This is a genomic window from Paenibacillus sp. XY044 (assembly GCF_002257645.1).
Classification (GTDB): Bacteria; Bacillota; Bacilli; order Paenibacillales; family Paenibacillaceae; genus Paenibacillus_AQ.
Map to the genome: position 1 here is coordinate 23,905 of NZ_NQMO01000008.1, position 23,800 is coordinate 47,704.

Below are 23,800 nucleotides of genomic sequence, written 5' to 3' on the forward strand. Positions count from 1 at the left end.
ACTGATTATTAAGGAGTTTTGACACTTTATGTTAACAGGTAAGCAAAAACGCTATCTCCGGTCCCAGGCGCATCATTTGGACCCGATTTTTCAGGTCGGCAAGGGTGGAACCAACGATCAGTTGATCCGTCACATCGTCGAGGCGATTGAGAAGAGAGAGCTGATGAAGGTCAGCGTCCTCAATAACTGCTTGGAGGACAAGCACGAGATTGCCGAAGAATTGGCCGAGAAATCGGGCTCCGAACTGGTGCAGGTCATCGGAAGCACGATTATTCTATATAAAGAATCCAAAGATCATAAGCAGATTGAGTTGCCATAAGCGGGAGGGATCAGCATGAAGGTAGGTATCATGGGAGGTACCTTTGATCCGATCCACATCGGACATCTGCTCGCTGCCGAGGCGGCCCGGGACACATTCGGACTGGATGAGGTTTGGTTTATGCCCAGCCATATTCCGCCCCATAAAGAACAGGCGGGAGCGACCGGCGAACAGCGCCTTGGCATGGTAGCTGAAGCGATTGCGGACCATCCCTGCTTTCGGACCCTTGATATCGAAATCAGAAGAGGCGGGGTTTCGTATACGATCGACACGGTCAAGGAAATCCGCAGCTCATTTGAGAACATCGATTTTCATTTCATTATCGGCGCCGATATGGTCAATTATTTGCCGAAGTGGGAGGGCATCGAGGAATTGGTGGAGCTCATGAGCTTTATCGGTGTCGGGCGTCCGGGATCTACGCTGAATTTGGACGAGCTTCCCGCTTATTTGAAGGGGAAAATCCTTCTGGCCGACATGCCTCAGGTGGACATCTCGTCGACCGAAATCCGGGAAAGACTGGCGACCGGACACTCCATTCGTTATATGGTAACAGACAGTGTCTACGACTATATCAGAAGGAGGGGAATGTATGGCATTCAGCCGCGAAGAACTGATTAAAGCCGTTTCCGGACAAATGCCGGCCATGCGCTGGGAGCATACGGAGGGCGTGATGCAATCCGCCGTCATGCTCGCGGAGCGTTACGGGGCAGACCCCGTAAAGGCTGAAACGGCGGCGATTCTGCACGACGTGGCCAAGTACTGGCCGGTTAAGCAGATGGAAGCGATCATTAAGGATAACAATTTGTCCAAGGATCTGCTGTTTTACGATAAACCGCTCTGGCATGCCGAAGTGGGTGCTTTTGTAGCGGAACGGGATTACGGCATTACCGATCCCGAAATTTTGGATGCGATCCGGTATCACACCTCCGGCCGCATCGGCATGACCCTGCTTGATAAGGTCGTGTGCCTGGCGGATTACATCGAACCGGGAAGGGATTTCCCGGGCGTGAATAATATCCGGGAACTGGCCAACCATAGCCTTGAAGAGGGATTGATCGCCGGGCTAGACTCCACGATCAGCCTGCTTATCTCCCGCCGTCAGATCATTTATCCGCTGACCGTATTTGCCCGCAATGATCTCATTAAACAGTTGGAGGCGAATGTATGACCTTGAAACCTGAAGAATTGTTAAACCTGGCCGTGGCTGCCGCCGAAGATAAAAAGGCCATGAACGTCGTGGCGCTCGACCTGCGGGGGATCTCCCTGATTTCCGATTATTTCGTTATCTGTCACGGGAACTCGGATACCCAGGTACAGTCGATCGCGACCGAAATCCGCAAGCGCGTGCATGATGCAGGCCTTGATATCCGCGGCGTGGAAGGATTGGATTCAGCACGCTGGGTGCTGATGGACCTAGGCGACGTCATCGTGCACATTTTCCACCGGGATGAACGGGATTATTACAACATCGAACGTCTGTGGTCGGATGCCAAGGTTGTGGAAACGGTATGAGTCCGGTTGCAGGAACGATTCAAACTTATGAGGTGATGCGTGAAGTATCGCCTTACGGCTATTTTCTCGATGCCGGCGAACAGGACGTTCTGCTCCATTATACGGAGCTGACGCGAAAGATCGAGCCGGGCGAACGCGTGGAAGTGTTTATTTTTTACGATACGGAAGACCGGCTGGCGGCAACAATGAAGAAGCCGTATTTGACCTTGGGCGAGATGGCCAAGCTGGTCGTGGCGGACGTGCATCCGAGGCTGGGATGCTTTCTCGAAATGGGCCTTGGCCGGCAGCTGCTGCTGCCAATCCGCGAGCTGCCGGAAATGAGGGAGCTGCATCCCCGGGTCGGAGACTCGGTGTTCGTCATCATGGAGCATGACAAGCAGGGCCGGCTGCGTGCGAAGCTGGCCGGTGAACAGGAGCTGTCGCAGCATGTGTTCCGCGCACCGCAGACCTGGGTAAATCAGTGGTTGACCGCGACGGTGTACCGCCCGCTGCAGATGGGAACGTTCGTGATCGTGGACGGCGGGGTGCTCGGCTTCGGCGCCATCGGCATGATCCACTCCTCGGAGCGAACTCATCTGCTGCGTTTGGGTGAGGAGCTTCAGGTGCGGGTAAGCCATATCCGCGAGGATGGACGCGTCAACCTGTCGATGGCGCAGCGCAAGGAAGTGGGCCGGGATCTGGATGCCGACCGCCTGCTGTCTTTCCTGAAGGAGCGTCCGAACGGAGGAATGCCGTATTCGGATGCGACGCCGCCGGACATTATCAAGCAGCGCTTCGGCATCAGCAAGTCGGCATTCAAGCGCGCGCTCGGCAAATTGATGAAGGAAGGTCTTATTACACAGAAGGAGAACTGGACTTATCTGGTTCAGCCGGAAGGTTCCAAACCGGAAACGGGCGGGAACGCCGATCCGTCCTGATCGGGCTGGGAGGATTTTCGGAACGTTAACAGAAAGTGCGGTGTCATCATGTCCTCTTACAGAAAGTTTGCATATGTTTACGATGAACTGATGGAAGACATGCCGTACCCCGATTGGCTTCGTTTTGCAAGACAGGCCTGGGAAAAAAACGGCATGCCGAAAAGTGTGGTGGAACTGGGGTGCGGCACGGGCAGCATCACGATTCCGCTTGTCAACTCGGGGTTCGAGGTGACGGGAATCGACCTGTCGGCGGACATGCTGTCCGTGGCAAGACGGAAAATGGAAAAGACGCCGCAGGGCAGTCGGCTGTTTCGGGAGGGCTCCATCCGCTGGGTTCAGCAGGATATGCGTGCCTGGGAGCTGCCGGAGCCTGTCGATGCGGTCATTTCATTTTGCGACTGCATCAGTTACCTGCTGGAAGAAGAAGATATCGTCGCCACCTTTAGACAGACCTATAACGGGCTGAAGGAAAATGGGATCTTCGTGTTTGACGTGCATCATCCGAATACGATCATCCGCTACGACGAGGAGCAGCCGTTTGTATGGGACGACAAGTCGGTATCGTACATCTGGACCTGCGACCTGGACGCGCCCCGGTGCGAAATCGAGCATCATTTGAGTATCTTTGCGAAGGAAGAAGACAGCGATTTGTACCGCCGCTTTGAAGAAGTGCACGTGCAGCGGGGCTATGATCCGCGATGGATGAAGAGCGAACTGCTCAAGGCCGGATTCCGCGACGTGCAGACCTATGCCGACTTTGAGTGGGTGGAAGCGGACGATGAGGCGCAGCGGCTGTTTTTCGTCGCGATTAAATAGGTTCATGTCGATATGTCCCAGCACAGCATCTGGTTATGTATCGGAGATCAGTGTGCATGGCGGGCGATTTTGCCTCGGAACGAAGGTTCCGGGGCTATTTGCGGCTAATTGTATATAAGGGTCCCTGCCGAGTTGAGGCATCGTCCCCTAATCCAAACAGAAACGGAGAGAACATAATGAGTTTGATGGATCTAAAAGGAAAAACGGCCGTCATTACCGGAGCGGGCAAAGGAATCGGCTTGGCGATCGCTGAGCTGCTGGCCAAAGAAGGTGTAAACCTTGGCCTCATCTCCCGTACCGCCTCCGACTTGGAGACGCTGAAGGCTTCACTGGCCGGCGAGCACGGCATCCGTGTTGCTGCCGCAGCGGCGGACGTGTCGAAACGGGAGGAAGCGGAAAGCGCGGTGAGTGCGCTTAAGGCGGAACTCGGCACGATCGATATCTTGATCAATAATGCGGGCATCGCCTCGTTCGGTACCGTACTCGAAATGGATCCCGCACAATGGGAACAAATCATTCAGGTGAACCTGATGGGTACATATCACATGTCCCGGGCCGTTCTGCCGGACATGGTTGCACAAAACAGCGGCAGCATCATCAACATTTCCTCCACCGCCGGGGAAAAAGGCTTTGCTACGGGCTCCGCATACTGCGCCTCCAAATTTGCGGTTATGGGGCTGACGGAGTCGCTGCTTCAGGAAGTGCGCAAAAACAACATCCGGGTCGTTGCGCTGACGCCAAGCACCGTTAATACGGCGCTGGCCCGTGACAACAACCTGAAGATCGGCGACGAGGACCGCATGATGCAGCCGGAAGACGTGGCCGAGCTGGCGCTCGCCACGCTGAAGCTGCCGCAGCGCGTATTCGTGAAATCGGCCGGCATCTGGACGACCAACCCGCAATAAGAGTATTGAACTGACTGTAAGCCTGTCTCTGGTGGATCGGAAACCGATCTGCCAAGAGGCAGGCTTTTTTTCGTATGACTCGATTTCGATGTTCCGCAAAGTACCTGAAGTTCAATATCGCAGCAAAATCCCCACAATGTGGTTTTTTTTGTGCGGAAATAACCCGGGCTCCGGGCAAAATTTACGGTTACGGCGTTTTTTTTACAGAAGCTTTACCGTGCCTTAACCCTTGCAACTTGGCACCAAGTTAGACTGTCACTACAGACAGCCGAAGCGATGCAGCGGGCGGGAATCATCGGTTGTGGCGGCGGTTGTCTGCTTATTCAAAGATAAGGTGGTGCTGAGCTATCAAGACGGAACTGCATTGTCATACGACGATTTCGGACGGTTCGTATTCATTTGAGGAATTAGCCGAGGCGGCCATGAAAGAGAACATTGGCGTGCTGGCGGTAACGAACCACGATACGACGAAAGGCCTCGCTTTGATGCTGGAACGGGGAAGAGAGCTGGGGCTTGAGATGATTCCGGGGATCGAAATATCCGCCTATGACATGGAAAGAGGCAGGAGGGTTCATATTCTGGGCTATTTCATCGAGCCGGGACATCCGGCGCTGGAGCAGCTATGCGCCCCGATCATCGAAAGGCGGCATCAAGCCTCCCGTCTGATGGTTGAACGGCTGATTGAGGCTGGATACGGCATCACCTGGGACCAGGTTCTGCGGTATGCAGATGGGGGAACCGGCGTATATAAGCAGCATATTATGCACGCACTGATCGACAATGGCTATGCCAAATCTATATACGGTGAGCTGTACAAAAAGCTGTTTTCCCGCGGGGGGAACGGTGAGGAGCCCGGCATGGCTTACGTCCGGCTGGACTACCTTCACGCCCGGGACGCCATTGAGGCTGTCCTTCAGGCAGGCGGGGTACCGGTTCTGGCCCATCCGGGTCAATACGGCAACTTCGAATATGTCCGCGAGCTGGTTGGCATGGGACTTCAGGGTATCGAAGTGTGGCATTCGCTGCACGATGACGCTGATGAGGAGCGGGCTATGGAGTATGCGCGCCGTTACGATCTCGTCATGACCGGGGGATCTGACTTTCACGGGTTTTACGGGGAGAAGGAGGTCCGGCTGGGAAGCAAGGATCCGGGCATTTCCTGCATCCAAGAGCTCAAGAAGCGTAGACCGAAGTAAAGGGGGAACATTCATGGAAAAGCATCCGATTCATCAGCCTGCGGAAAGCAAAAGGCTGACGCCGGAACCGGACATCCACGAAAGCGCGCATATTGTTCACAGCACGTTCGGATCATGGACCTCCGTCGGTCCCGGTAATCAAATCATCGAATCCGATATCGGGGATTACACCTATACCATGGACGACGTGACGATCAACTACACGGAAGTCGGCAAATATACTTCGATTGCCTCGCATGTATGCATCAATCCGGTGGATCACCCGATGGAGCGTGTTGCTCAGCACCATATGACTTACCGTAGAAGGGATTACGGTTTTGCCGCCACCGATGACGAGGCGATCTTCAACCGGCGGCGGGGCACCCGGGTAAGTATCGGTCACGATGTCTGGATCGGTCACGGTGCGATCATCATGAAGGGTGTCCATATCGGCACCGGAGCGGTGATCGGATCCGGAGCCATCGTTACCAAAGACGTCGAACCGTATGCCATTGTCGTCGGTGTTACGGCCAAACCGGTCCGAAAGAGATTTTCGGAGGATGTCATCTCGAAGCTACTGCAGATCGCGTGGTGGGATTGGCCCCGGGAGGTCATCCAGGATCGGTTCGAAGAGCTGAACGATACGGCTTCCTTTATCCGGAAGTACGGGGTTTAAAAAGAGGAGGGTGAGCATAGGGGATGCATGACGAAATGGAGATCATGGATAAGCTCATAGCCGATATGGAGGCAGGGATCTATGAGGCGGATGATAAGCTGCCGTCGGAGAACGATTTGGCCAAGCTGTTCAAAGTGCCCCGCATGACTGCCCGGAAAGCCTATGAGAAGCTGCAGGACCTTGGGTATGTTTACTCCAAGCAGGGCAAGGGCAGCTTTGTCCGCGACCAGCATCAGCGCATCCCGCTCCTCTTCTCGGGCAACGAAAGCTTCAGCCGGAAGATGATCCACATGGGGTATGATTATCAATCACGCAACATTTTTTGCGATCCCATCGAGTATAACCACAAAGTGTATAAAGCGCTTGAAGCGCAGCCGGAAGAGAGGGTGTTCCGGATCGGCAGGCTTCGTCTTATCGACAACCGTCCGATTGCGATTCACGCGTCGTATGTGGCAGAGTCGATGTTTCCGGACATCGGGCGTACGGGCAGGGACATTACATCGATGTTTGATTACTACCGGGGCAAGGGCTATACAGGGTTCGAGTCGATGAAGACACTGCTCAGCGTGACCTATCCCGGCAGGAAAGAAAGAGAACTGCTTGCTTGCACCAGCCTCATTCCGCTGCTTGTGGTGGAGACCGGCTGTCTGGACAGCCTGACGAACAGGCCGCTTGAATATACGAGAATTATGTACCGGAGCGATTACTTTACGTACGAGCTCTAAAAGTGCGTGTTCAAATAAAACATGCAGGGAGGCCCGGAATCGATGAAACGAAAACAAAGGACTGAAATTCTGATTGAAGGTTCCAGGGAACTCGCCGCCAGCATGGCGCAGGCCATTGCAGACCGTTATGAGATCAAGCTGGTCGAGCAGCCAAGCCAGGGACTGGTCATGGTCAAAGTGAGAGAGACGGCCAAGCGAAGCTTGTTCTATCTGGGAGAAGTGCTGGTGAGCGAATGCAAGGTGCAGGTCGAAGGAAGCATGGGCATCGGCGTGGTCAAAGGGCATGACCATGAGCTGGCCTATCAGCTCGCGCTCATCGACGCAGCGTACCTGGCGGGGCTGCAGGAGACCCTGGCTTGGGATCAGGCGCTCCTGGACGAAGAAGCCCGGATCGCTGCCAAGCGCAGTCAGGTTTTCGGCGAAATCGCCAGAACGAAGGTCGATTTTGAAACGATGGATGTGGATTAGGGGGAGAGAGCGATGAACTTCGACGCAGTTCATGATATACAACGCGCCTATCGCAAAGTGGTGGATTCCATGTCGAGACCCGGTTTGATCTCGGATCTGGCGCCGGAAGCGGGCAAGGCCGATGGCCAGTGGAGCGGTTTACCCGCCACTTGGGTACTCGCTTTGATGCTGCTGGATACAGAGGTTACGTTCAGCATCTGCTCGCGGCGGGAACATGAGCTTACGCGGCTCCTGAACCAGCTGACCTTTGCCGCCCGGACGGAGCCGGAGAAGGCGGATTATATTTTTGTCCTGCACGACGCCGATGAAGGGGATCTGCTAAAGGCTTTGCAAGGCGCCAAAGTCGGCACTTTGGCCGACCCGCATGCCTCTGCCACCGTAATCGTGGAGTCGGGGCAGTTGTCCGGGGATTTTGAGCTCAGCCTCAAAGGGCCGGGCATCGAGGATGAAAGCTTTGTCCGGATTCCGCTGGTTCCCGGATGGCTGGGGGCGCGGGCGGAGAAAAACGCGGAGTATCCGCTGGGAATTGACATGCTGGTCGTTGACAAAAACAATAAGCTGCTATGCCTGCCCCGGACGACGCAAATCGAGGAGAGGGAGGTGCTTCTATGGGATATGTAGCGGTAAAAGGCGGAACGCTTGCGATCGAGGAATCCTTGAAGCGGATCAAATTCGAACGGATCAAGCAGGGGAAGGTTTTGGACGTCGGCCGTATCGAAGGCGGGATGAGAGGGTTAATCGACCAGATCATGTCGGAGAGCAGCTTGTACGATGAAACGCTAGCGGCGCTGGCCATCAAGCAGGCGGAAGGAAGCCCGGAGGAAGCGGTGTTTCTGCTGAGGGCATACCGCTCCACGCTTCCCCGAAAGCACTATTCCAAAGCTGTGCACACCCGCGAAATGAGGGTGGAGCGGCGGATTTCCGCCAGCTTCAAGGATATCCCGGGCGGGCAAATTCTCGGCGCTTCGGTCGATTACAGCCACCGGCTGCTGGACTTTGACCTGATGCGGGAAACGGATGAAGATGCCGAGCGGTGGCTGGATGCGTTTGCGGATGAGCTCGGAAGTTTGACCGAGGCGGGCCGACCGCCGGAACTGATGAAGGTCATGGACTATTTGATCGAGCAGGGACTCATGGCCTGCCCCGTGGACGACAACGCCGAACCGGATGACGTGACGCGCAGAAGCATCACGTTTCCGGCGAGCCGCAGCCAGAAGCTGCAGGTGCTGACCCGGGGTCAGACCGGGACGGTTACGTCGCTCGCTTACGCGGTCATCCGCGGATACGGCGTATCGCATCCCACCGTCGGCGAGCTGCGGGTCGGACTTGTGCCCATCTGCATTGACGATCCGCTCGGAACCGGTGCAGATGATGAGGACAGCTATTATATCGGCGAAATCAAGGTAACGGAAGCGGAAATGCTCATGTCCGCCGCGGTGGCGAAGGAGCAGGGCGGGAAGGAATTGTCCTTTGAGATCGGCTACGGGCTTTGCTACGGGCAAAACGAGACCAAGGCGATTGCCATGGGCATCCTGGATCACAGCCTGGAGCAGGGGGACAGCCGCTTCCCGACCCAGGATCAGGAGTTTGTGCTGTACCATATCGATTCCGTGGAATCCACCGGTTTCATGTCCCACTTAAAGCTGCCGCATTACGTCACGTTCCAGTCCAAAATGAACGACGTGCGAAAAACGAAGATGGGAGCGGCGGCGTCCGGGGCGGACGAAACGGAGGAGGTGGAGGAAATATGCAAATAAACTACAATTTCGCGTTTTTCGACGAAGGCTCCAAAAGGGAAATCCGCAGAGCAACGCTGAAGGCGATCGCTGTTCCGGGGTATCAGGTCCCTTTTGCCTCCAGAGAAATGCCGATTGCAAGGGGATGGGGAACCGGCGGGCTGCAGCTCACCCTGTCTTTGGTAGGTCAAAATGATATAGTCAAGGTTATTGACCAAGGCTCCGATGAGTCCGTCAATGCCGTCAGCATCAAGAAGCTTGTTCAGAACACGACGGATATTCGGACTACGGATGAGACGGCGCAAGCCACGCTGATTCAATCCAGGCACCGCGTTCCGGAGATCCCGCTCCGAGCGGGTCAAATTTTGGTGCTGCAGGTGCCCATGCCTGAGCCGCTGCGGATGTATGAACCGCGGGAAGCCGAGACGAAGAAGCTGCACGCCGAAAAAGAATACAGCGGGGCTTGGCTCATGCTGTTCGAGCAAATCATGAATTACGGCAGCATGACGACCGGCGCCGATCATCCGGTGATGGTTCATGACCGTTATGTGATGGCACCGAGCCCGATTCCCAAATTCGACAATGCCAAGCTGAATGCATCCGAAGCGCTCATTCTGCTCGGGGCCGGACGGGAAAAAAAGATCTACGCGGTGCCGCCTTACACCAAGGTCGTATCTCTTGATTTTGAGGACTACCCGTTTGAAACGGAGTCTTTTGAAGACCGGTCCTGCAGATTGTGCGGAGCTACCGGCGTGTTCATGGATGAACTGTACGATGACGCCAGCGGCACAGCTTATTTTCAATGTAATGATACGAGCTACTGTTTGGAGCGGATGAATGAACAAACCTGGCGGGAAGGTGTTGAAAGCCGATGATCCAGACGGAACAACCGATGATTTCCGTAAAACATTTGAACAAGCAGTTCGGGCAGGGCTGTCCGCATTGCATGAATCCGGACAGCCGGAAGCTTTACAAAAACTTTTGCACCGTCTGCCAAACCGTGTACTCCTGCCAAGACGTGTCGTTTGACCTGTATCCGGGAGAAATTATCGGGGTGGTGGGAGAAAGCGGCAGCGGAAAATCCACCATGATGAGATGCCTGTATTTTGACCAGGAGGCAACGAGCGGCGAAGTCTATCTTCAGGCGTACAAAGACGGTACCCGAAATCTGTTTGCGGAGTCGACGCAGCAGAAGCGTTATATTCGGAATCACCTCATGGGAAAAGTGTACCAGAACCCGATGCTCGGTCTGCGGATGGATTTCACCTCCATCGGCAACATCGCGGAGAAAATGATCGCGGCGGGCAGCCGCCGCGTCTCCGAGATGGAAACGCGGGGCAAGGAGCTGCTGGAGAAGGTCCATATCCCGCTTCACCGGATCAAGGAAGCGCCCAAGCATTTTTCCGGGGGAATGCAGCAGCGGGTCCAGATTGCCAAAGCGTTGTCGAACCGGCCCCCGGTGCTGCTGCTCGATGAGGTGACCACCGGCCTCGACCTGTCCGTTCAGGCCAGCGTTCTGGATTTGATCAAGGCGCTGCAAAGGGAGCTTGGCATCAGCATCGTGCTCGTGTCCCATGACCTCGGCGTGGTCCGGATGCTCGCCGACCGGACGCTGGTTATGCTGGACGGGAGAGTCGTGGAGGAAGGCTTGACGGATCAAATTTTGGAGGACCCGCAAGAAGCTTATACCCAGCAGCTGGTCCATTCCCTGCTCTAGCTTATTTTCGAAGGAGGAAGCGCCTTTGTATCTCATTACGAACGCAAGCATCATTACGGAAGAAGGGGTTCTGAGCGGATACGACCTGCTCATTCAGGGAGACCGCATCGGCAGAATTGCCCCGCATGGCGTCATTGCTGTTGATTCGCAAACGGAGGTCATGGATGCCGCAGGCGGGTATCTGTCCCCGGGGTTCATCGATATCCATTCCGATTACATCGAGCATATGGCTGCTCCTAGGCCGACATCTTTGATTGATTTTCGTCTGAGTCTCCGGGAAACCGAAAAGGAGCTGATCACGCACGGCATTACGACGATGTTTCATTCCTTGTCCATTTTCAGGGGATCGGAGTATAAATACCGCCCGATCCGCGAGCCGGAAAACGTACGCAAGCTGCTGGAGCTGATCGAGGAGTCGCATACGAGCCAGCACTTGGTACGCCACCGTTTCCACGCGAGGTTTGAAATCGATAACCTGCTGGAGGTGGACAATCTCAGAAACTACATTGCCGAAAAGAAGGTTCACCTCGTTTCGTTTATGGATCATACTCCCGGCCAAGGACAATACCGGGATCTGGAGATTTACAAGGCCACCGTGAAAGGCTATGACGATATGACCGATGAGGGTATCGACGAGTTGATCCGGAAGCATCAGAGCAAGGAGAAAATGACGATCGAAAGCATCCGCGAAATTGCTGGTCTGGCGCGGGAAGCCGGAATTGCGGTCGCTTCGCACGATGACGACTCTCTCGACAAGTTGGAGCTCGTTCAGGGCTTCGGCGCGACGATCAGCGAATTTCCGATCACGCTGGAGATTGCCCGGCGGGCCAAACAGCAGGGCATGTACACCGTGGCCGGTGCGCCGAACGTCATTCTTGGCGGTTCGCACAGCGGGAACTTGTCCGCAGCCGAGGCGATTCAGGAGAAGAGCATCGACATTTTGTGCAGCGATTATTATCCGGCGGCACTGCTTCACGCGGTATTCCACCTGGTGGACCGCTGTGGGCAGGATTTGGCCGAAATGTTCCGCCTGGTGACGCTTCATCCCGCGCGGGCCGTCAATCTGGATCATGAAATCGGCTCGGTGCGCGAGGGAAAAAAAGCGGATCTCATCTTGATCGAGAAGATCGACGGGGATTTCCCGGTGATTACGGCCGTATTTGTGGACGGAAAGCTCATTCAGAGAACCCATTACAGGGACCATGAAGGGGGTAGGGGGATTGAACAGTCTGCTCACGATCGAACACTTGTCCAAAACGTTCACTCTGTATAACCTGGATCAGCAGATCGAGGCGGCGGTAGACGTTAGTTTGCATGTGAACGAAGGCGAATTTATCGGTATTACAGGTAAAAGCGGTAGCGGGAAGTCGACCGTCCTCCGCTGTATTTACCGGACCTATCTCCCCCAGAAAGGGACCATCCGGTACCAATCGGCAGCATATGGTGAAATCGATCTGGCCTCCGCGCCGGACCGGCAGATGATCGACCTGCGGAAGCGTGAGATTGGCTACGTATCGCAGTTTCTGAACGTCATGCCGCGGACGACGGCCCGGGAACTGGTCACGCAGGCCTTGCTGGAAATGGGCACGGATCCTCGTCAGGCGGCCAGGGAGACAGAGCGCATGCTGGATCATTTTGAGCTGGATTCCAAGCTTCGGGACAGCTATCCCGCCACGTTCTCCGGAGGGGAAAAGCTGCGCCTCAACATCGCCAGAGCGATGGTGAAGCGTCCCAGACTGCTCCTTCTTGACGAGCCTACCGCGAGTCTGGACCATGCCTCCAAGGTCAAGGTGAAGACGCTGATCGAGCAGCTGATGCACGAAGGAACGACGATGCTCGGAATCTTTCACGATTTGGAATTTATGGAGGGCTTGTGCAGCCGCCAATACCACATGCAGGACGGCCGGTTTCATGAGGGCGGCAGGCCGGAAGCCGCGGGTCGTTTCTTAAGAGATCAGAAAGTATAAGTTTCGGAGCCTTGGCTTCCTGATCTCGCAAGAAAGACTTTCGCTAAACGCGGTCTGTCTACTTTGAAGGTACGGCGATAGACGTTTTTCTTATAATATTAGAAAGTATAAACTCCAGAGCCATTGCTTCCTGATATTGCAAGAAAAACTTCCTTTAGACGCGGTCTGTCTACTTTGAAGGTACGGCGATAGACGTTTTTCTTACACAAACCTGTTACCCCGTTAACTCTCTGCTGACCGTTCATCTTCATAATAAAATTGTATCCCATTATCCAAGGAAAAAGGGGCGCTGAAACCATGAAAAAATCGATTTCACTTCTCTTGATGCTGATCTTGGCCGTGACCGTTGCCGGATGTTCTTCAGGAGCGGCTTCATTGGGCCTGAACGTTGGCGGCTCGAAGAACAAGGACACCCTGACGATTGTGTGGTATCCGAACGAATCCGCAGCGGATTTGAAAGATGCACGTGATGAAGTAGGAAAGATTGTGGAGCAGGCTACAGGCAAAAAAGTGGAGCATAAGATGACGACCGATTACAATATCGCCATCGAGGCGATTGCAAGCGGAAGCGCGGATCTGGCCTATATGGGCCCTCAGGGTTACGTGGAAGCAAGAAACAAGACCGAGGACGTAAAGCCGCTGTTCACCAACAGCGGGGAATCGGGCACCTTGGATGATGCCGTATATTATTCCTGGCTGAACGTAAGAAAAGGCGACGAAGGCGAGTTTAAAAGCGGGAACGGATATACGATGGACCCACTTCCCGGGAAAAAATTCTCCTTTGTATCGAACAGCTCGACTTCGGGATTCAAGGTGCCTTCTGCCGGCATCATCAGCTATTTTGGAAAGATGGACAAGTACAAGGACTTGAAGGAAGACGATTTGATGCAGGGAGGCAAAGATAAATTTTTCAGCGATGTTTTGTTTGGCGGCTCCCACCAGGGCTCCGCGGTGAATCTCCTGACGGGCAAGGCGGACGTTGCTGCTTTTTGCGATACTTGCGTATCCAATTACGTGGAACTGGCGGACGGAACGGCCAATAAACCCGGGGCAGTCTATAAAGTAAAGGATGGAGCTGCCGAACCATTCAATACGCTCTCCGGAAAAGAGTTTGTCGTCGTTTCGGTGACGCCGGTTCTCAACTCCCCGTTCGTGGCGAACACGAAAACGGTGAGCGAGGACGATCAGAAGAAAATTACCGAGGCGTTTACTTCTGATGACGTGACGCATAATCCGAAAATTTTCCTGCCCAAGGATTCCAAAGACAGCGGGCTGTTCAAGCAAAAAAGCGGGAATGAACGGTTCCTGCCCGTGGACGACGCCTGGTTTGAGCCGATCCGTGAGCTGTCCAAGTAACCGGCCGCTGACCTGTTCGCTTCATACCAAACCGCCTGGAGGTGTACGATGACTGCGTTACTGGAATTCAAGCATGTGTCCAAGCAGTACGGGTCTGAAACACGAGCTTTAACGGATGTAAGCTTTTCGGTGAGGGGCGGCGAGTTCGTATCCATCATCGGCCCCTCGGGGGCCGGGAAATCGACGCTGCTCCGGTGCATTAACCGAATGATCGATGCCAGCAGCGGCGAAATATGCATCGAAGGCAAAAATGTGCTGGAATTTCGCAAAAAAGAGCTCAAGCGGCTGCGGACGAGTATCGGCATGATTTTTCAGCACTACAATTTGGTTGACCGGCTGAGCGTGATGGAAAATGTGCTGCACGGCAGGCTTGGTTACAAATCCACGCTTGCCGGCATGCTCGGTTTATACCGCGAAGAGGAGAAGCAGCAGGCGTACCAAATTCTTGGCATACTCGGCCTGGAAGAGCAGGTCTACAAGCGCTGCGACCAGCTCAGCGGAGGTCAGAAGCAGCGGGTCGGCATTGCAAGGGCGCTGATCCAGGGACCCAAAATGCTTCTCTGCGATGAGCCGATCGCTTCACTCGACCCGAATGCTTCCAAGGTGATCATGGATCATTTGAGACATATTTCCACGAACCTGGGCATCACCGTCGTTGTCAATCTGCATCAGGTGGAGACGGCCCTGAAATATTCGGACCGGATCATCGGGGTCAATCGAGGGAGGATCGTATACAACGGAACGCCGGGACATATGACATCCGAGGAACTTCAGCGTATTTACGGAAGCGAGAGGAGAGAGCAGCGTGCTGATCAAGGCGAGACGCAAGCAGGTTAATTACTTCACGGCCAAACGAAGGCATGCATATCTGTTTTGGGGGCTGCTTCTGCTTGTGACCTACGGTGCGGCTGTGCTGACTCAGTATGACATCGTTCAGGGGCTCCTTTCGATCCCGGGTGCATTGATTTGGGGCGTCACCCACTTTTATCCCAATGCCGAATCCTGGACCAAGTTTCCGGACGTTCTCCGCACACTTGTGGAAACGCTGCTAATGTCCATTGCCGCTTCAACCGTCGCGTCGGTGTTTGCGCTCGTATTCGCCATTTTGGGCTCTCAGACGATCGGCGTCCATGCCGGAATCAAACTGGCCAGCCGTTCGATCGCGACCATATTCCGGAATATCGATGTCACCGCGTGGTCGATGATCCTTCTGTTTTCCTTCGGGCAAAACGTGATGACCGGCTATTTCGCCTTGTTCTTCGGCTCATTCGGGTTTTTGACCCGCGCATTTCTGGAGTCCATCGATGAGACGGGAAGCCACTCTGCGGAAGCGCTGCGGGCGACCGGAGCCGGTTATGTGTCCGTCATTTGCCAATCCGTGATTCCAGCTGCGCTGCCCCAGCTCATCAGCTGGATCCTGTTCATGATCGAAACGAACATCCGCAACGCGACGCTGATCGGAATCCTGACCGGCACCGGGGTAGGGTTTCTGTTCAATCTGTACTATAAAAATCTCGATTACAACGCAGCCAGCCTCATCGTTCTTGTGATCGTAATCTCCATTTTGGCCATCGAATCCACCTCGAATTATATCCGAAAGGTGATGATCGGATGAGCACCGATGCCGTCGACAAGATGATTGCCGCTGAGCTCCATCTCCGGCCTGAACGAAGACTTTCGGGCATCCCGCTAAAGAAACCTTTTAACAAGACCGCCTTAACGATCAGGCTGACCCTGCTCGGGTTATCCCTGCTGACCGTGCTCGCCTTTGTCAGTTTCGACTACAAAGGGATTCAGGTCTTTCAAGGCGTCTATGCTACGCTGTTGAACTTGAAGACGATGTTTCTGCAGCCCCGTTTGCACCATTTCACCTTCGCCGCGGCTTTGTTCGAAGTGTTGATCACGCTAGGACTTGCCTTTCTTGCGACCTTGTTCGGAGCGATCATTGCGCTGTTTCTCGGCCTGTTCTCAGCCCGCAACCTGTCCTCGCCGCTCGCGGCAGCTGTCATCAAAGGCTTGGTCGCGTTCATCCGCGCGGTGCCTACGGTGATGTGGGTGCTGATTTTTGCCGTCGCCGCGGGTCTTGGCAGCGTCGCCGCCGTCATCGGCATGACCTTTCACTCCATCGGTTATTTGATCAAAGCCTACTCGGAAGCTTTTGAGGAAATGGACAAGGGCACGATCGAAGCGCTGAAGTCCAGCGGTGCGAACTGGTGGCAAATCGTGTTTCAAGCCGTCATCCCGTCCTCCTTATCCTATTTGATGTCCTGGACGCTGCTCCGGTTCGAAATCAACTTCTCCGTGGCTGTTGCAATGGGGGCGGCCGCGGGCGCAGGAGGGATCGGCTACGATATGTTTATGGCCAGCGGCTTTTATTTCGACCTGAAGGAAATCGGAGCGATCACCTACTTTATTCTGGGTTTTGCCATTTTTCTGGAAATCGCCGCAAACCGCGCCAAGCGGAAGCTGAAGCCGGGAAAATAACAGGCAGCAGCAAGATATGTACCTCTACTTGGGATCCGGCCGCCCGCACAAACAAAGAACCTTGGACAGGGGATGTCCAAGGTTCTTTTTGTCCGAAGCGAAGGAGCTTGCGGACGGTCTTCCAAACGGATTACCGGTGTTCGACCAGATCGATCGCACCCAGTACGATGTGAGCCAGACCGAATCCGAGAATCCCCGTGGCAGCAAGCTTATACTTGCTGCCCAGCAGTGCGGCGCCGGAAGCAGTAACTACAGTTCCAAGAACGGCAGGAATCATACCTTCACGCATGACGACACTCCTTTGGCTGATGGTTTGGATAGACAAGGGTTATTTTTGTTTATCGTCAGGCGAATTATGCATTGGGTCTAAAATTGCGGGAAGCGGAATCCGGGGGATATGTAGATTTTCCCAATGGCATATTTGACATACTTGCTATACAATGGCATAGCACTGTCATTTGCCGCATCGCGGTTAAACAGTGGGGTTTACATACATATTTAACATATCAAAAATAACATATTTACGTGATCCCGGCCTGTTACTACACTTTTTGTAAACGCTAACAAACAAAGCGCAGCATCAGCCGTCGTAAGCTTCATCCAGAGCTGCGGAAAAAAGCGTGAAGTAGGCTTTAGTCCAAATCAAGGGGGAAACTCCAAAGGTCAACAAAAAGCCGCACACAACAATGAACAGGAGGAATCATCTGATGAGAAAGAGTTTAAAGCCTTGGGCCATCGTCCTGTGCCTGTCCATGGTCGTTTCGCTGCTGGCCGCATGCGGTTCCGGATCGAAAGGAGACGGGGACAGCGGTCAAGCTTCCGGCTCGGCGGAGAGTGTACACAAGGAGGGCTTCCCGATCGTCGACAAGCCGATTACGCTGTCGGTGTTTGCGCCGGATGTGGGCAGCGCCAAGTGGGATACGATGCAGGTATTTAAAGACATGGAAAAAATGACGAACATTAAGCTCACGTTCCAGACGGTTCCCGTCGACAGCTTTGAGACCAAGAAAAATCTGATCTTCGCGAGCGGCGACCTGCCGGATATTTTCTACGCATCGGCTTTGACGCCGGCTGAGCAGGTGACGTACGGAAGTCAGGGAACGCTGATTCCGCTGGAAAAGCTTATTGATGAATATGCGCCGAACATCAAGAAGCTGCTGGACGAGAATCCGGATGTTAAAAAATCGATCACGACCCCCGACGGGCATATTTACGCCCTGCCTTACGTGGATAAGGGCGCGGTATGGTACAAGAGCCCGCTGTATTATAACGGCAGCTTCCTTAAGAAGCTCGGCATCACCAAGCTTCCGGAAACGCCGGACGAGCTATACGATTACCTGAAACGGGTCAAGACCGAGGATCCGAACGGCAACGGCAAAGCGGACGAAATTCCGCTGACGTCGACCAAACTGAAGGATATCCGCGTGCAGATGCTGGGCTTCTGGGGCATCTATGACGAGGTGTATTATGCCGACAAGCAGGGGAAAGTCCACTATACACCGCAGGAGGAAGGGTTCAAGGAGTATCTTACCTTCCTGAACCGGCTGTGGAAGGACGATCTGCTTGACCATGAAACGTTCTCCCAGACCGACGACCAGAAGAAGGCCAAGGGTAAAAATAATCAAGTGGCCTTGTTCAACGACTGGCTGCCGTACTTTATGCTGGGCGGGGAACCGAACACTGACAACCCGTTCATGACGCCGCTGAAAACGGGATTCCCGGACTCTCCGGTGGTCGCCAAGTCTTCGGGAATTTCCAAGAACGGAACGTTCGCCATTTCGAGCACCAACCCTGCTCCTGAGGCAACGATGCGCTGGGTAGACTACCAGTACAGTTATGAAGGTTCTACGCTCTTCAACCAAGGGCCGGAGGGCGTGCTCTGGAAATACAAAGATGAAGCAAACCACGTTAAGGAATGGCTTCCGGTTCCGGATGGAGGCGACCGCGAAAACTACCGCGGCAAGATGACGCCGAACTATGGCATCACGACGCCGGGCGTCAGCCTTCCGGAAGTGAGCAAGGGACTCCGTTCCGACATCGACGAATGGGTCGAAAAGGAGAACCAGGAGAAAATTTTGCCGTATGCCAAAGTGCCGTATCCGAACGTATTCCTGACAGAAGAGGAACAAACCGAGGTGACTTCGCTGCTGTCGGACCTGAACAACTACGTCGAGCAGATGGAAGCCAAGTTTGTGACCGGGCAGGAGCCGCTGTCGAACTGGGACAAGTATAAAGCCCAGGTGAAGAAAATGGGCGGCGACCGCATTGTGGAAATCTACCAGGCTGCCTATGACCGCTGGGACGGTCAGGAATCCAAGTAGATCGTCAGCAGTGCGTGGCTCAACGCATAACAAAGAAAGGTCGCCGATATGGCGGCCTTTCTTTTGATAAATTGGAACTGATTTATATTGCACCTGCGTCTCTAGCCGAATAGAACGACGGGTAAATCGGTCGATAGTGTAACTCGTCTCTTATACGCGTCGTATCGACGACCATGTCCCATGGATCAAAATCCTGCTGCAGCGCTTCTGACGATATTTCGCTATGATGAAGCTGAAGCAGCTCCGAAACGGAGATCGGGGCATCGTCGCCAACATTGTAGATTCGGCCATCAATACCTGGTGTGGAAACTGCGAGCATCAGGGCTTGACTTACATCTGCATGGTGTACCATAGAGAATCGTTTGGCTGGATTCCAATTACGCAATAACGGCAGAAATTCCGCGATATGGGGATCGCGATCACCATAGACAAATGGAAGCCGTAGAATTCGCACTCCTAACCCCTGTTCGCGATGAAGCTGTAGCAGCGCCGCTTCGGCTTCGACTTTGGATTGAGGATAAGGAAAGGCTGGCCTAGGCTCGTCATCTTCACGGTTGGGTCTTGAATGCTGCCCGGAACCGTACACATTATTGGTGCTGGAAAAAACAAACCTTGGCACTTCCGCCGTGAGCGCAGCGCGAGCTAGAGCTATGCTGCCATCGATGTTTGATATTTTGGTAGTGTTTTCGTCTACACCACGGAACTGTGCTGCCAAGTGAACCACAGCATCCGTACCCCGAAGTGCGTCAACATAATTGTCCGGCTGCAAAAGATCGCCTTCAACAATCTCAGCCCCTTGCCGCTGAAGCCAATCCGCCTTGGCAGCGTCCCTAACCAACAATTTGACGTGATGACCGCGCTGTAACATACGCGGGACAAAACGGCTTCCTACTTTACCTGTGGCTCCTGTTACGAAAAGGTTCATTTTCAAATCCTCCCAAGTTTTTCTAAAACGCTATAAAGGCAGTATAATAGAATGAGCCAGCAGCTACCTTCCTGCGTTTATCGTACGATTGGAAGTGTCAGGATAAGGAGGAGTTATTCATGGAAGGGACTTCTTCCAGAATGTCGTTAGGTGAATTTTTGCGTTCGCGGCGAGAACGTCTTACTCCAGAAGATGTTGGGTTAGTATCCTATGGAAGACGGCGGACCTCGGGCCTTCGAAGGGAAGAAGTTGCCCAGCTTGCCCATATTGGAACATCATGGTATACCTCTTTGGAACAAGGCAGAAGTGTCAATCCATCAGAGGATGTACTTAATATCATAGCCAAAGCGCTGCGATTGACGGAGGATGAACGTCTCCATCTCCACCTTCTTGCAAGACCGGTACAGCAGGAGAAGGTAGAAGTTCAGGATGTAAATGTTGGTTTGGAACGGGTAATAAGGGCGCTTGAACCTAATCCGGCAATCGTAATCGGAAGATACTGGGACTTGTTGCTATGGAACGAAGCAGCTGAGATCGTTTTTCGAATCCCGCCGTTTTCAAATCGTATGCAGCAGAGACCCAATTGGATGAGACATCTTTTAATAGATGCCAAGCTCGGATCGGACATACAGGACTGGGAATCCAGAGCACAGGTCCTGATTGCACACTTTCGTGCAGATTATGCACACTTTCCTAATGATACGAGGTTTAAAGAGCTTATTGAGGAATTTATGCAGAACAGCCCGTTGTTTCGCGAACTCTGGCCGCTGCATGACGTTCAGGTCGTAACGGATCGCCACAAACTAAGGTACGATCCTCTAATCGGAGAGATGGAGTTTGAACATGTGACCTTGCAACCGCGAGCCAATTCGGACGTAAAGATTTTGATATATTCAGCTTCAACGGATACGGCCGCGCGTCTGCAAAGTTTAATGAGCAATCGGAAGAATGGATAAGTCTGTTTGCTTTTCATCCCCAAAATGGCGTGCCTGTAAACAAAAAACCTTCCCCGTTGGCATACCAAGAGCGCTTCTCATACAGATCATCCTTCCAACATTAATTATATGGAGTTCGGGAGATGAATCCTTGCAATTCATGCACGGAAGTATCAGGTTTTAACGCCCCCGCCATCCATACAGCTCTCCTAATGGAAAACGAACAGCTGAACTAATCAGCTGTTCGTTATCAGTCCTGAAGCATTTCGCCGAGCAACGGGCCGTCCGGATGGTTCAGCTTGCGGAATTGTCCCGGCGTATAGCCCGTTTCCTTTTTGAATTTGCGTATGAAATTAGGGGTATCGGCATACCCGACCCGGCCGATCACTTCCTTGAGCGGTTCTTGGGTCGTCACGAGCAGCCGCTTGACTTCCTCCATTCTTTTCTGCCAGATGTATTGGGTAAAATTCAGCCCCACATTTTCCTTGAACGTCCGGCTGAAATGTGAAGGAGAAATTTCAAACAGATCCGCCAGGCTCTCCAGGCTCAGGCTGTGATCCATAAAGTGCATGTCGATATAACCGAGCATCTGGTCCTTCAGCGAGCTCTCCTTATGCTTGGTTTCCTGCTGTACCTGCATGCAGATATGGGAAGCCAATTTCCTGAGCTGCTCCTCGAATTCATCCAGGGACTGAAAAGCGCTGCTGGTCGGAATTTCCTGCGCAATATGGTGGATGCCGAGCTCGGAAGCGGTCTTCAGCATCGTATTGAGAATGTCAAAGCAGATGCACCGGGAGAGCAGCGGTGACGGGCTGCCCGCCTTCAGGCTCATCACCGCTTCGCCGATCATGTGGGCGGAGACGTCATGGCTGCCCTGCTTTAAGCTCTGGGACAGCTTCAGCAGAACATTTTTCGGAATCCAGAAGGCTTCCTCGCTCGCAAGCGCCAGCTTCTCAAAGAACGTAATACCGCCGCCCTTATCTGACGGCATATGGAATTCCAGCGCCGAGCAGGCTTCGATAAACGACTGGTTGAGCTGCCCCGCTTGCGGATATCCGGTACCGACCCCCATGATGGGATTCAAATCGAACGCCTCCAAAATGTTGCTGCGGACGGCATCGACGATCCGGCTCATATGGGTGAAGGTCTGCATCTCCGGGTGTGAGTCAAAGCAGACGATGAGTGCCAGCTGATCCCGCCGCGGGAGCTCTACACTGTAGGCGCATGCCCGGAGCCCGGGAATGTCCACTTCGGCAAGGAGGGAAACGAGCGTCTGCCAGTCCTGATAATCCTGGGAAGGATCGGCAGGTGCGCCGCGTTCCATGGCAATGACAAAAAACTGCGAACGGTCAAACCGGATATTAAAGGCTTCCAGCAGATCCGGAGCCAATTCCCGATTTTCCCCTTGTTGAAGCAGCCTCAGCAGGAGATGGTTCCGGGCGTACGGTTCCTGCAGGTCGGCACGGGAGCTGTATTCCTGCAGCGCGGAGCGGATATGCTCCAGCTCATTGCCCGGAAGGAGCGCATCCCCTGGTCCCCGGTCACTTCGGGATTTGGAATTGGCGAAGTCGACCAGCGCTGAAATCGGGTGATACTGCCTGCGGGCCAGCAGCAGGGCGATTCCGACGCCTGCCAGCACGACAATGCTGAACAGCATGATGATAAAGCTGCGGATGTGCAGCACGCTGCTGAAAAACTGATCGCTTGGCATCAGCGTCACGTACGTCCAGCCGTTCATGTCCGATTTCGTGGACACGACGGAATGCGCCTGTCCGCCCAGCTCCACGCTGTGAATGCCCGGGTCAAGAGCGAAGAGGCGTCCCGTGTCCAAGCCGTTTATCGACTCACCGTGATTGTTGGCGGCCAGCACCTGCCCGTTGTTGTCGAAAATGTACGCAAGTCCCTTGTAGCTGCCCAGAATGGAATCGATCAGACCTGTGAGCTCCGATTCATCGATCAAATACATGACCGTTCCGTGGGGATTCGGGCTGTTCGGCGTAATCGGCATCAGGTAGGCGAGCAGCGACTGCTGCCTGTAGGTGCCCCGGATTACCCGGTCTGCCGGACGCATCGTGGGAAAGGACACGTCGTTCAAATCGCCCAGCAGGTTGTCTTTGGACCAATTCTGGAATATGTACTTCTGGTTGAACACGTCCAAGCTGCTCAGCCCCTGGGAAGAGTAAATCCGGTCGTCATGATGAAAATATAAAAATACATCTCCGATGATGGAGCTGGTAGACTTATATTGATCCAGAGCGTCAATCGCCTCCCGGGAATAGAACGGATCGTGGACCCGGTAAGAGATCAGACGGTCGTCATAAGCGATCCTTGAGGCGATGTCGCTGAGCTCCTTCATCCGGCCATCGATGATGTTTTCCGCCTGCGTCAGTTGGTTCAGATGGCTTTGCTCGATTTCCTCACGCAGATTGCCCGCGGCGCTTTGATAGATGAAGACGGTTACAAAAACCAGAGGAAGCAGCAAAATAAACAGATAAGACCATATATATTTTAAAAACAGCTTGGATTTCATGTACCTTCTGAGGTTACGCTTCAATCATTCCGCCTCCCTTTGGTTTTAATCATAACAAAAAAATCCGCTCCGGACATGGAATAATTCCGGCTGGCGGGATACGTTGACTCGATTGATTTTTTTATATATAATATGGTTCAATGTTTCAACCATGAGAAAATTGCAAATGATGCGATGATGAGGGGTATTAGTCTCGGGGATGTCATGCAGAGAGCCGGCGGTAGGTGCAAGCCGGTTGACGATTTGGGATGAACTCGCCTTTGAGCTATGATGTGAAGCGCGTTTAATAACGCGTCAAGGATCATCGATTCACCCG

Annotated in this window: 26 protein-coding genes and 1 other annotated feature (1 of these 27 cut by a window edge); of the genes, 23 read left to right on the forward strand and 3 right to left on the reverse strand. The window is 53.7% G+C overall.

Going from position 1 to position 23,800, the window contains the following annotated elements; genetic code table 11:
- The first annotated feature begins 28 nt into the window (after positions 1–28).
- The 21 genes from yhbY to CJP46_RS26650 all read left to right on the forward strand — a co-directional run bounded on the left by yhbY (position 29) and on the right by CJP46_RS26650 (position 16,773).
- Positions 29–319, forward strand: coding sequence for a ribosome assembly RNA-binding protein YhbY (gene yhbY, locus CJP46_RS26550; RefSeq protein ID WP_094598663.1), 291 nt, complete (start codon positions 29–31; stop codon positions 317–319).
- Positions 320–334: 15 nt separating this feature from the next.
- The gene (gene nadD / locus CJP46_RS26555; RefSeq protein WP_094598936.1) at positions 335–937 is read left to right on the forward strand and encodes a nicotinate-nucleotide adenylyltransferase; all 603 of its coding nucleotides are present in this window, start codon (positions 335–337) and stop codon (positions 935–937) included.
- Positions 909–1,487, forward strand: a complete 579-nt coding sequence (gene yqeK / locus CJP46_RS26560) for a bis(5'-nucleosyl)-tetraphosphatase (symmetrical) YqeK (RefSeq protein WP_094598664.1) — start codon at positions 909–911, stop codon at positions 1,485–1,487. Before nadD ends, yqeK begins: the two co-directional genes overlap by 29 nt.
- On the forward strand, positions 1,484–1,831 hold the full coding sequence (gene rsfS / locus CJP46_RS26565) for a ribosome silencing factor (protein ID WP_094598665.1): 348 nt from the start codon (positions 1,484–1,486) through the stop codon (positions 1,829–1,831). The genes yqeK and rsfS overlap by 4 nt, the downstream gene beginning before the upstream one ends.
- Complete coding sequence (locus CJP46_RS26570; protein ID WP_094598666.1) at positions 1,828–2,748, forward strand: CvfB family protein; 921 nt, start codon at positions 1,828–1,830, stop codon at positions 2,746–2,748. Before rsfS ends, CJP46_RS26570 begins: the two co-directional genes overlap by 4 nt.
- 48 nt (positions 2,749–2,796) lie before the next feature.
- Positions 2,797–3,564 carry a class I SAM-dependent DNA methyltransferase gene (locus CJP46_RS26575; protein WP_094598667.1) on the forward strand — a complete coding sequence of 256 codons (768 nt, stop codon included), beginning with the start codon at positions 2,797–2,799 and terminating at the stop codon, positions 3,562–3,564.
- A gap of 185 nt (positions 3,565–3,749) precedes the next feature.
- Positions 3,750–4,469, forward strand: a complete 720-nt coding sequence (locus tag CJP46_RS26580; RefSeq protein WP_094598937.1) for a 3-ketoacyl-ACP reductase — start codon at positions 3,750–3,752, stop codon at positions 4,467–4,469.
- Positions 4,470–4,816: 347 nt separating this feature from the next.
- On the forward strand, positions 4,817–5,665 hold the full coding sequence (locus CJP46_RS26585; RefSeq protein ID WP_094598668.1) for a PHP domain-containing protein: 849 nt from the start codon (positions 4,817–4,819) through the stop codon (positions 5,663–5,665).
- A 13-nt stretch (positions 5,666–5,678) separates the two neighbouring features.
- Complete coding sequence (locus CJP46_RS26590) at positions 5,679–6,320, forward strand: DapH/DapD/GlmU-related protein (RefSeq protein WP_094598669.1); 642 nt, start codon at positions 5,679–5,681, stop codon at positions 6,318–6,320.
- Between the two features lie 23 nt (positions 6,321–6,343).
- Positions 6,344–7,045, forward strand: a complete 702-nt coding sequence (locus CJP46_RS26595; RefSeq protein WP_094598670.1) for a GntR family transcriptional regulator — start codon at positions 6,344–6,346, stop codon at positions 7,043–7,045.
- A gap of 42 nt (positions 7,046–7,087) precedes the next feature.
- Positions 7,088–7,513 (forward strand): phosphonate C-P lyase system protein PhnG, encoded by a 426-nt coding sequence (gene phnG, locus CJP46_RS26600; protein WP_094598671.1) that lies wholly within the window; start codon positions 7,088–7,090, stop codon positions 7,511–7,513.
- Between the two features lie 12 nt (positions 7,514–7,525).
- A complete protein-coding gene (gene phnH, locus CJP46_RS26605) occupies positions 7,526–8,134 on the forward strand; it encodes a phosphonate C-P lyase system protein PhnH (RefSeq protein ID WP_094598672.1) in 609 nt (202 codons plus the stop codon).
- On the forward strand, positions 8,122–9,270 hold the full coding sequence (locus CJP46_RS26610; RefSeq protein ID WP_094598673.1) for a carbon-phosphorus lyase complex subunit PhnI: 1,149 nt from the start codon (positions 8,122–8,124) through the stop codon (positions 9,268–9,270). The genes phnH and CJP46_RS26610 overlap by 13 nt, the downstream gene beginning before the upstream one ends.
- Positions 9,261–10,124 (forward strand): alpha-D-ribose 1-methylphosphonate 5-phosphate C-P-lyase PhnJ, encoded by an 864-nt coding sequence (locus tag CJP46_RS26615; protein WP_094598674.1) that lies wholly within the window; start codon positions 9,261–9,263, stop codon positions 10,122–10,124. The genes CJP46_RS26610 and CJP46_RS26615 overlap by 10 nt, the downstream gene beginning before the upstream one ends.
- Entirely contained in the window at positions 10,121–10,966 is an 846-nt protein-coding gene (locus tag CJP46_RS26620) for an ATP-binding cassette domain-containing protein (RefSeq protein ID WP_094598675.1), read from the forward strand. The genes CJP46_RS26615 and CJP46_RS26620 overlap by 4 nt, the downstream gene beginning before the upstream one ends.
- Entirely contained in the window at positions 10,953–12,239 is a 1,287-nt protein-coding gene (gene phnM, locus CJP46_RS26625) for a phosphonate metabolism protein PhnM (RefSeq protein ID WP_256992558.1), read from the forward strand. Before CJP46_RS26620 ends, phnM begins: the two co-directional genes overlap by 14 nt.
- Positions 12,187–12,933, forward strand: coding sequence for a phosphonate C-P lyase system protein PhnL (locus tag CJP46_RS26630; protein WP_094598677.1), 747 nt, complete (start codon positions 12,187–12,189; stop codon positions 12,931–12,933). Before phnM ends, CJP46_RS26630 begins: the two co-directional genes overlap by 53 nt.
- Before the next feature lie 297 nt (positions 12,934–13,230).
- Entirely contained in the window at positions 13,231–14,289 is a 1,059-nt protein-coding gene (locus CJP46_RS26635; protein ID WP_094598678.1) for a phosphate/phosphite/phosphonate ABC transporter substrate-binding protein, read from the forward strand.
- 48 nt (positions 14,290–14,337) lie between these two features.
- Positions 14,338–15,126: a phosphonate ABC transporter ATP-binding protein gene (phnC, locus tag CJP46_RS26640; RefSeq protein WP_094598679.1), complete on the forward strand. Its 789-nt coding sequence runs from the start codon at positions 14,338–14,340 to the stop codon at positions 15,124–15,126.
- Positions 15,095–15,904 (forward strand): PhnE/PtxC family ABC transporter permease, encoded by an 810-nt coding sequence (locus tag CJP46_RS26645; RefSeq protein WP_373558039.1) that lies wholly within the window; start codon positions 15,095–15,097, stop codon positions 15,902–15,904. Before phnC ends, CJP46_RS26645 begins: the two co-directional genes overlap by 32 nt.
- 20 nt (positions 15,905–15,924) lie before the next feature.
- On the forward strand, positions 15,925–16,773 hold the full coding sequence (locus CJP46_RS26650; protein WP_094598939.1) for a PhnE/PtxC family ABC transporter permease: 849 nt from the start codon (positions 15,925–15,927) through the stop codon (positions 16,771–16,773).
- Positions 16,774–16,903: 130 nt separating this feature from the next.
- Here the strand turns inward: CJP46_RS26650 and CJP46_RS26655 are convergent, their stop codons facing one another.
- The gene (locus CJP46_RS26655) at positions 16,904–17,062 is read right to left on the reverse strand and encodes an asparagine synthase (protein ID WP_094598680.1); all 159 of its coding nucleotides are present in this window, start codon (positions 17,060–17,062) and stop codon (positions 16,904–16,906) included.
- A 418-nt stretch (positions 17,063–17,480) separates the two neighbouring features.
- Here CJP46_RS26655 and CJP46_RS26660 point away from each other — a divergent pair, with 418 nt between their 5' ends.
- Positions 17,481–19,094 (forward strand): type 2 periplasmic-binding domain-containing protein, encoded by a 1,614-nt coding sequence (locus tag CJP46_RS26660; protein ID WP_094598681.1) that lies wholly within the window; start codon positions 17,481–17,483, stop codon positions 19,092–19,094.
- A gap of 82 nt (positions 19,095–19,176) precedes the next feature.
- Here the strand turns inward: CJP46_RS26660 and CJP46_RS26665 are convergent, their stop codons facing one another.
- Entirely contained in the window at positions 19,177–20,019 is an 843-nt protein-coding gene (locus CJP46_RS26665) for an NAD-dependent epimerase/dehydratase family protein (RefSeq protein WP_094598682.1), read from the reverse strand.
- Between the two features lie 119 nt (positions 20,020–20,138).
- Between CJP46_RS26665 and CJP46_RS26670 the strand changes: the two genes are divergently transcribed.
- On the forward strand, positions 20,139–20,975 hold the full coding sequence (locus CJP46_RS26670) for a helix-turn-helix transcriptional regulator (RefSeq protein ID WP_094598683.1): 837 nt from the start codon (positions 20,139–20,141) through the stop codon (positions 20,973–20,975).
- 229 nt (positions 20,976–21,204) lie between these two features.
- On the opposite strand, the gene CJP46_RS26675 is transcribed toward CJP46_RS26670, so the two are convergent.
- A complete protein-coding gene (locus tag CJP46_RS26675) occupies positions 21,205–23,508 on the reverse strand; it encodes a helix-turn-helix domain-containing protein (protein ID WP_306431093.1) in 2,304 nt (767 codons plus the stop codon).
- 141 nt (positions 23,509–23,649) lie between these two features.
- Positions 23,650–23,800, forward strand: a binding site (T-box leader) (it continues 86 nt past the right edge of the window).